Here is an 8,612-nt window from a genome sequence, read left to right on the forward strand (position 1 = left end):
ACTAAATAATCCTATTTTTGTTGTTTTAGAGGCGCTGCTTGGTTGCAACACTTATCAACTAAGCAGCTTTCTTAGGTGTATTCTTAAGGATTTATGGCAATGAATATTTTAGAAATGGTCGGATTTTTTTTGTTTAAAGGCATTAAAATGAAAAAACTCAGCAAGTGCTGAGTTTTTAAGATTTATTCATGAATCGTAATTTTACGCTCACTGAGCTGCTTCACCATCGCTTGCTTTAATGCATGCAACTGTCCATCAATACTGGCGTCGATGATCCCAACTTCTGTTTCCAAAATGCAGCCTCCATTTTTCAAGCGCGCATCTGCTACCACGTCAACGTAACCGACTTCAGGGTAATCACTCAATACACCAGCCACCTTTTCCCTCACATCAACAACCTGCTCTGGATGGACATGTAAAATGACCTGCTTTTGGTTGCTCACCAATTGCAACGCTTCTCGCACGACACTCACCGTGGTATCGACATCATCGAAGGTATCGATGATCTTACGCACCGCTTCTAACACCACACCTGTCATTTTTTCTTCGACTTGCTGATAGTAGTCATTACAACGTGCTAAGGTTTCAACCATCGTTTGCGCATTTTCAATCTTAGCTTGTGCAAGGCCATCTTGATAACCACGTTGTTTTTCAGTTTCGTAGGCTTGTTGGGCATTAGCAATTATGCTTTCAGCTTTGGAGTTCGCGGCTTCAACTAAGTGTTGCGAATCAAGATAACTGGCATAATCTTTCGCTTTCAGCACCTTTAAGCCAGGTGCCAGCTGCAAGTTGTCTGTTTTTATTTCAACAAATGAAACCATTGGGGAATAACCTGTTTTGCGATTTTTTTTGTGAGTCGATACGCCAGATCTCGCTGATCTTTTGCCAACCAGCTAGCCATTTCCGTACTCTCGCTGAGCTGCTGTTCTAGTTTGAATTGCCAACGCAGGACAATGTCTTCTGGCGAGTTAACTAAAACAAACCTTATCCAGGAGTACCCAAGCGCTTGCATTTTTGCTTCAACAGACCGCTCATCCAATGATTCTGGCAACGGATGTTGCCAACCTTGCGGCCAACTGGATAACAACATCGGCCCGTTTTGAATCAAGAACCGAGCACCTTCCAATCCAAAGACGTTGTTCAGAACCTGTTTCGGATGTTTTAAAACAACGCCTCGCATTGCCACACAATGTAAAGCTCCGCCCACCATCAATACGAGTTGATTCAACGCATCCGCTGGGAGCAACGCCAAGCTATGGCAAGGTTTGTTAAAAGCCGTCTCTGGAACTGGAGATAACGCCCACTCATTTATGCACCATTGGTTAAACATGGGGTTATCTCTCCAACCTTCAATATTTAATAACCAAGGCTGTTGCTGTTCTATCCAACTTTTATGGATGTACTGGCAAGGCGCGTAGTTAAATTGATGTTGTACCTGCGCGAGTGGTGTTTCTGGTTTAACCACGCTTTGTGTTCCTACGGCACCAAGTAAAAGTAGCGATATTTGAACCGATAAGCGCAGCTACCAAGAACACCAGGATGGCGACAAAATTATTCGCCGTCTCTTTGGTGACCTGAACCGACAAAATGCTTTTAAATTGATTGTTTTGAGTAGCAACTCGTACCTCTGATGAGGGTACCATCACTACGCTGATTCGATCGTAATTCAACCCCTCAATACTGTTGTTCACCAATAATTTGATCTGCGGAACATACGAATCAAGCGCAATATCCGCCGCATGTTTAATAAACACAGAGGCAGATGCAGGCGTTGGACGCTCTCCTGGACGTAGATCTTGATCTTCTAAAACAACATGAACACGTGCCACCAGCACGCCATCAATTTGAGATAAGGTTGAAGAAAGTTCTTGAGATTTCGCGTACACCAAACGTGCTCGTTCTGCTAATGGCGACGAGATCAAATCGTCTTTGGGAAACACCTCTTTCAATGTAGAAAACTGCTCTCTTGGATACCCTTTTCGCTTCAGCGCGTCTACAGCGAAGGCGATTTGAGAACTGTCTACCATTAACTTGACGGTGTTGTCTTTGTCAGGTTCTTTTGTTGCAACGACACCTTCGGATAATAAGATCGACAACATCTCATTCCCCTCTTTCTGAGTTACGTTGGTGTACAGCTCGGTCTGACAACCCACCAGAAACAACGTGAGCATGATGAAAACCGCTCTCATTTTATTCATCATCACTATTGTGCCTTCAATAAGGTTTCTACGTTTTGTGTGGTTTTACCCACGGTTTTCGCGATCAGCTCTTCTTGAAAAGTAATGCGCGTCAGTGCCCACTGCATTTGCAGTAATTGCGCCGGATCATCACCCACCATCTTCATGTTGTCTTGCAGGTTACTTTTCGCGTTATCGATAGTATTTTTTAACTCGCTGATGTTTTCGAGCAAACCGCCCTCCAAGCCATTATTCGCCTCGGGAACCGACATAGCTTGTTCGAAACGTTCACTTAAACCTTCCTCGACTTGTGCATCCTGCAACTTATCAATGTTGGTTTGCATCACCTCGGTGTACTGCGTGTTTATCATATGTACTCCTAAGACAAATCTAACTTGTGACTATGAGTCACGATGTTTTTCACCATCGCATTTTTTTGGATCATGAAGCTAAGCTCATCACGGACCATGTCCAGCGTTGATGCCATATCAGGTAACGACTTCAACTCAGCCCAGCAGTGCCACAAGGCTTGTTCTTTCTGGGCACCAAGTGGAAAATGCTGCGCCAACATTTCTTTAAGTGCTGCTTTATCGACAGGTGGCTCGGCAATAAGCTGGCCCGAAAAATCCCCTAGCAACTCCTGCTTCAACACCTTTAATAAATCGGCTTGCGGGTGTTCGGTGCCCTTTGCACTCTTCGCCTCATAAAAGGCGTACCACATTGCCTCTCGTTTAACTTGAGGATCGGAGAACGCTTCATTCAACGACGATAAGACGCTTTGTTTACTGACAACATCTGCCTCTTTTAGTGATTCATACCACGCTTTGATGTCCGCCAGTTTCGCTTCTGTTTTCTCTAACGTCTCTTTTGGAGAGGCGTGTGAGGCTTCCGCTTGCTTGGCATTACGCTCCATGAGCATATTCATCTTATCTTCATCGCTCCGCTCATAATGGCGCGACTCCGATTGGCGCAGAGGTTGAGGCTGAAGAGTTAGATTACTTGAATCAACGATCATCCAAGGTTCCTAATGTCCTGAGAAAAGCTTGCTGCAAATGCTTGGCTTTCTTCGCTTCCCTGTGATGCGAGTTCTACCCAACTTTCCGCTTTGCTCAATAAACCAGCTTTGGCGGAAGCAAGGGCCGCTAAACTGATCAGATCTGGATAGGCGTTGCAAAGTGGTTCGAGCAATTGATGAGCCTCTTCGTACAAGCCTTTATTCATGAGGCTCATTGCACGAATCATCACCACGGTCTCTTCAGAACCGGAGCTTGCTTCAAGGCCGTCCGCTATCGTATTAGCTTCTTGATGACGATGCATACCGGTTGCCATCAGCGCGATTTCAGCCAGCAATTGGCGCATTTCTCGTTCCATGCTTTATACCTTCTGGAGAATCGACTGCATCACATCTTTAATCGCACGAGTGGTGGTCGCATTGATGTTGTAAACAACAGACCATTTGTTGATCGCGTGCTGAAGTTCAGCCAGCTTAGATGGATCATCGGCGTTTGTTTCTAGGTTCTTGATGGCAGTCGTCACTTCTGTGTTGGCATCTTTCGCTTGTTTTTCTAACTTAGTTTTAACATCATCAAGGTTTACACTGTTACTAGCATCGTAAAATGACATAAGACTTCCTCGTATTTTTAGTTCGCTTCGTATGATTCAACGACCGCATGTGCGGCGATGTAAGCTTCATACTGTTTGAGTAGCAATTGGTACTGTTGTGGTGAGCACCCTAAATCCAACTGACGTTTCACCACCGCTTGTGCTTCTAAGAGCTTGCTCTTAATCTTGTGCACTTCCGCACCGTTTTTGTCGTTATTTAAAATTTGTTCAAGATTTGTCATTGTTCGTCTCGCCCTCGTATCCGAGTTCTATTGTTATCACCCGCCCGCCTTTGACCAGCTCAATGCCAGCAGGCGTAACACTGGATATGCGGTAGCCTTGAGGCGTTCTTGCACCAACCATGTAACGAACGTTATCGGTCAGAATCACATATGGAACCTGACCAAAGTTAACGCTACGAAACGGGAAATCGATGTTGGTGCCTTTACTCACCTTAGGTATGGATTTCAAAACTAAATACGGTTTTTCACCATATTGTTCTCGGAAGTCTCGAGTCACACCGTAAAATCGAGTCGTTTCGATATCATCAAGTTCCCCGCGTACTTCGATGCGATCACCGCTGGTAACCAACTGGACTTTTTTCAGTAGCTCCGCATCCGTCAATAAGGCTTTTAGCGTATCCATGTAGGCACCCGCTCTTTGCAGTTCGACCTTCCACGCTACTAGGCCCGGTACGTCTCGCTCTAAAATTTGCTCAACTTGGTTCCAGCGGCTGGCATCATCGATATAACCCGTCAGTAACAGTGTGCCCGTCTCATCCCCATTTTCGACTTTCACCTGGTGATAGCCGAGGTTTCGCAAAATAAATCGAACCCCGCGACGGATTTCTTCCATCGTTCTTAAGTCACTTTTGTAATTGATACCTAATACATCAATTCGACCAAGCAGATCGAGTTTCTGAGTTCGATCTTCAACATAGCCTTCCAAAACCGCTTGGCGTGCGGCGGCATTCCATTCCACACGAACGTCGCTAAGTTTGAGCTCGCCTAAGATGTTGCGCACCAAAACAATGGGTTCTGCTTCTGTGACAGTCTCATTATTGTTTCCGTTAGCTTGGCTGTACCACATACCAGCAAAAATGACACTCGGGACAAAACTACAAAGCAAGGCGATGAGCGTTGTTTTTTTCCAGCTAGAGCGTTGTACAGCAACAACAGGTGTATCCTGTTCGCTAGATTCGTCGCTGACGTTACTCACGATTAACGCATCTTCTGCGTACCCCAGTGCGAACTTCACAACGCCTACAGAGACAACGGCATGGCGTGACAACTCGATCCCATCATCTTCAACAGAGATGTTTTCACCGTTAATATTTGCCTCTTTGCAGCCTCGTAAAATGACCGAGTCTTGCTGGCAAACCAACGTGAAATGGTTAGCTTCGACCCCAGCATCAGACAGCACGAGATCTGCGATAAAGTCGTCACTGCCAAGCACAAGAGCGCCCTCAGGTAAGGTGACTTCAACTCCGGAATGCACGCCTGATAAAATACGAATTTTCCATTGCTGCATCGCGGTTAAGGCTCCTCTGATGGACGCACACACTCACTTTGTGAGTCATCGCATTCCAATACTTTTACACGCCAACCCTTTTGCCCTGTCGGCAATTGGCACTGCGTCAATTGAGACGACTGTTGCTGTGACAATAAGTCTTGCTGATAGCGCTCTGCTTGAGTCTTTGATGTGCAGCTATACACTTCGACGACCGATTTAAATTCAGCACTGTTGTTGGAAATGTTGTTGAGCTTGCCAATGCTTGGTCGCAGATCGTACTCATTACCAATCAACACACTATCGCCAATACCATCCACAACGATTCGCGGTTCTAGAATAAACATGCGCACCGTGCGGCGTTTAGTGTTGGTATTACTTCTAAACAACGCACCTAAATATGGGATGTCTCCCAACAGTGGTACTTTACGTAACTGATGACTCACTTCATCTCGGTACACACCACCGATGAGCAAGCTCTGTCCTTGCTTCACCGTCGCCAAGGTACTGATTTCAGTTTTACGAACGGAAGGAAGGTCGTCGACACCACCATCGGTAATCTTTGCCCCGTCTTCGAGATGAAGGCTCAGATTGATTTCTGGTCGGGCTGCAAACCTGTCACCAACGATACGCGGGACAATTCTCAGTAACGTGCCATACGTGACCTCTTCCAGTGCTGCGGTCTCTTTACCAACCAGCTTGACGTAAAACGTGCTGCTGTTGTTCAGTACCGCTTCGACATTTTCTTGGGTTAGCAGTGTTGGTCTTGAAACCACTTGAGCACTGCCTTGAGATTCCAATAATCGGATTTGAGCCAACAGGTAATTCAGATTGGTTGAATCAAGCAAAGACTTAAAATTTTGTCCGCTGCCGAGAGTCACATCACCCGAACTCACATCCCCTGTTGTTTTGATATCAACAATTCGATTATTTCCGACAGACACTCCCGCTCGCCAATCCACGCCTAACTGACTTAAATCGTTGGCACTGATGTCGACAATCGATAACGCAACTTCAATTCTTGATTGCGGTTGGTCCAATTGAGCGACCAGTTTGCGATAGAGCGGTAATCGCGCTTGAGTATCACGAACAATAATCGCATTAAGGCCCGGCTCTGCTTCAACCGTTGCTCCGCCATGAACTGAGGCGGTTTTATTGCTTTTTACAGGCTTATCTGAACTGGTAACTTCTTTACTCGACGCGCTCGTGACTTGAGTTTGAACACCAGACACGACTCGCTTTAAAACCGAGGCGATACCCGGAACCGTAATGGTCTGATCTCGATATGCAATTTCTCTATCCGTTGCAGAAGCGTACTTCAAAGGAATTATTTCAACGAATAACTCGTCGGTTGAATTCGATTTCTGCAGCAGGCGCGTTTCTAATGCTTCGGCCGTTTGTACAACTAAGTCGACATAACGTGGAGGACCTGCAAGATAAACCAACCCTTTACTTTCAGCGGCTCTCCACCCATAGCGCGAATCCCACACTCCAGTGGAAATTAACGTGCTTCGTAGCTCTCTGGCGGTCAATAATTCTAATTGGAGTAAACGTGAGCGCGTTTCTGTCGCCTTATAGACATGTAAGACGGCACCATCGAAATACCACATCAAGTTATAGACTTGCGATAAGTAGTCGAGGAACTCAGCCGGATCATCAGGAGTAAAACGTCCACTCACTCGATCATTAACTTTGTCACTCACCGAAACCGAAACGCGATAGTTTGCGCCAAAGTTATTCAACAACTCTTTTAATGAGTCGTTATCTGCATAGTATCGGAATGGTTGTTCGGGCCAGTGTAAGTCTGTTGCTTGTGCGAATCCCAACGGAGCAAAGCTCACAGCACACAACAGTATTTTTGTGGCAGTACGTCTGATGTTCGGAAAGACTTTTCGCATCATGGCAACCACACATTATGATTAATCGTGTGGTTCACGCGCTCGTGCTCCAATAATGCCATATAACGCTCACATAGATTAACGTGCTTGGAAAGCAAAGAAGAGAACAGCTCAATCGAACAGTCCTCGATCCTCACTTTGCTTTGTAAAATTAGCTGCTGATCATCATTTGCTGTTAGTACGCAGCCATCTTCACGGATTGTTTTTAATGAGAGCTGCATGCAACGTTGTAACGCTTGTTCTTGTTGATAATCTAGATGCTCTTTAAACTGGAAAGGTAAAGCCGCTTCCCATAAAAACCATGATGCGTGTTGTTTGATGGTCAGTGACAACTGATCAACCTCGATGTTGTAAGAGCCATTTTCTGAGGCAATAAAATCCCCTACCTTTAGCGTTTCCGCTAAAGATTTCATCATCTTATCTAACATTTAACGCCCTATTTAAATCTGGCTGAGGTGATTGCAAGCCTGGCCGCACTGGCCGCTTTGAGTGTCAAAATAGTAGTGATCGATGTCGCCAACAATTTGCATGCTCTTGAACCACTGCCATACTTTCGCAACCGCATTTTGGTCGTTGTAAACCACATCGCATGCATCCCAGACTTCGTTCAGCTCAGGAGCCTCAAGTCGAACTTCCGAACACCACTTTTTCCACTCAGAGATAAACTGAGCCGTCGTAGAAGTGTACTCTGCGAACCCTTTGAGCTCGTCTAAGGACGGTTGCCACTTCTCAATTAACGAACGATGACATTCAATCACTTGCATCTGTTGTTCACTCAACGTCCCGAGTTGATCTTTCAACTGGTGTTGTTGGCGCTCAATTAAATCGAGTTGCTGTTGTACAAACACCGCACTGGTGTCCTCTCCCAATAGTTTCGACCAATATTCCTTTTGAATATCGAGCTGATTGATAAGCTGTTCCACTTTAATGGAGGCATGCAAAGCGCTTTGATCAACTTGACGGTTAATCCACTCGTTTAGCGATAAATGAAAACAAAGCATCAACGTTTTTGGCACCGCTAAATTGAAGCGAAAACCAAGACGCGCGTTGATGTATTCCAGTCTTTGTTCAAAGGTCACGAGTGTGCGGCTATCACTGAGCTGCGACCCAATTTCCAAAAATAAACGCATGGCGAATCGGTCAAGCGACGCACCGAGCTTTTGATACGTTTTCACCAACTGGCTTGCGCACAGGCTATCGACGACGCTTCTATCCAACAAGCGCTGAAGTAAAGATAACTGTTCATAATTAATGACGCCTTCACTCAACAATTGTCGGTGATTGACGTGCACAACATTGAAATCCTGCGTTGATCTAGAAGCACTTTCATATCGAGCTCCTCTCTGCAAAACAGTCACTTTCCGTTGTGTCACAATGCTGTCTGGAAAAAGCGAACGGCGTCGCCAATGCTGCTTTTTCATTTATG

At 45.5% G+C, this 8,612-nt stretch carries 12 protein-coding genes; all 12 read right to left on the reverse strand.

Features of this window, described 5'->3' with window-relative positions; translation table 11 throughout:
- Positions 1–182: 182 nt before the first annotated feature.
- From CAG69_RS08000 to CAG69_RS08055, 12 genes are read right to left on the reverse strand one after another with little or no spacing between them, the layout of a single operon-like run.
- On the reverse strand, positions 183–821 hold the full coding sequence (locus tag CAG69_RS08000; RefSeq protein WP_006741524.1) for an HrpE/YscL family type III secretion apparatus protein: 639 nt from the start codon (positions 819–821) through the stop codon (positions 183–185).
- Complete coding sequence (gene vscK, locus CAG69_RS08005; protein ID WP_161443604.1) at positions 800–1,465, reverse strand: SctK family type III secretion system sorting platform protein VscK; 666 nt, start codon at positions 1,463–1,465, stop codon at positions 800–802. Before vscK ends, CAG69_RS08000 begins: the two co-directional genes overlap by 22 nt.
- A complete protein-coding gene (gene sctJ, locus CAG69_RS08010) occupies positions 1,458–2,204 on the reverse strand; it encodes a type III secretion system inner membrane ring lipoprotein SctJ (protein ID WP_086015689.1) in 747 nt (248 codons plus the stop codon). Before sctJ ends, vscK begins: the two co-directional genes overlap by 8 nt.
- Entirely contained in the window at positions 2,204–2,548 is a 345-nt protein-coding gene (gene sctI, locus CAG69_RS08015; RefSeq protein ID WP_161443606.1) for a type III secretion system inner rod subunit SctI, read from the reverse strand. The genes sctJ and sctI overlap by 1 nt, the downstream gene beginning before the upstream one ends.
- Before the next feature lie 8 nt (positions 2,549–2,556).
- Positions 2,557–3,192, reverse strand: a complete 636-nt coding sequence (locus CAG69_RS08020) for a YopR family T3SS polymerization control protein (protein ID WP_053807487.1) — start codon at positions 3,190–3,192, stop codon at positions 2,557–2,559.
- Positions 3,189–3,548 carry a YscG family type III secretion system chaperone gene (locus CAG69_RS08025; protein WP_047009830.1) on the reverse strand — a complete coding sequence of 120 codons (360 nt, stop codon included), beginning with the start codon at positions 3,546–3,548 and terminating at the stop codon, positions 3,189–3,191. Before CAG69_RS08025 ends, CAG69_RS08020 begins: the two co-directional genes overlap by 4 nt.
- A 3-nt stretch (positions 3,549–3,551) precedes the next feature.
- On the reverse strand, positions 3,552–3,800 hold the full coding sequence (sctF, locus tag CAG69_RS08030; RefSeq protein WP_047009831.1) for a type III secretion system needle filament subunit SctF: 249 nt from the start codon (positions 3,798–3,800) through the stop codon (positions 3,552–3,554).
- 17 nt (positions 3,801–3,817) lie between these two features.
- Positions 3,818–4,021: an EscE/YscE/SsaE family type III secretion system needle protein co-chaperone gene (locus tag CAG69_RS08035; RefSeq protein WP_053807489.1), complete on the reverse strand. Its 204-nt coding sequence runs from the start codon at positions 4,019–4,021 to the stop codon at positions 3,818–3,820.
- The gene (gene sctD, locus CAG69_RS08040) at positions 4,008–5,309 is read right to left on the reverse strand and encodes a type III secretion system inner membrane ring subunit SctD (RefSeq protein WP_012841765.1); all 1,302 of its coding nucleotides are present in this window, start codon (positions 5,307–5,309) and stop codon (positions 4,008–4,010) included. The genes CAG69_RS08035 and sctD overlap by 14 nt, the downstream gene beginning before the upstream one ends.
- Before the next feature lie 5 nt (positions 5,310–5,314).
- Positions 5,315–7,189 (reverse strand): type III secretion system outer membrane ring subunit SctC, encoded by a 1,875-nt coding sequence (sctC, locus tag CAG69_RS08045; RefSeq protein ID WP_152814879.1) that lies wholly within the window; start codon positions 7,187–7,189, stop codon positions 5,315–5,317.
- Positions 7,186–7,614 carry a YscB family type III secretion system chaperone gene (locus CAG69_RS08050; protein WP_012841763.1) on the reverse strand — a complete coding sequence of 143 codons (429 nt, stop codon included), beginning with the start codon at positions 7,612–7,614 and terminating at the stop codon, positions 7,186–7,188. Before CAG69_RS08050 ends, sctC begins: the two co-directional genes overlap by 4 nt.
- 12 nt (positions 7,615–7,626) lie before the next feature.
- The gene (locus CAG69_RS08055) at positions 7,627–8,607 is read right to left on the reverse strand and encodes a T3SS regulon anti-activator ExsD domain-containing protein (RefSeq protein WP_152814876.1); all 981 of its coding nucleotides are present in this window, start codon (positions 8,605–8,607) and stop codon (positions 7,627–7,629) included.
- Positions 8,608–8,612: the final 5 nt, after the last annotated feature.

Origin of the sequence: Vibrio sp. V43_P6S15P86 (genome assembly GCF_009904725.1) — a bacterium.
Taxonomy (GTDB): Bacteria; Pseudomonadota; Gammaproteobacteria; order Enterobacterales; family Vibrionaceae; genus Vibrio; species Vibrio diabolicus.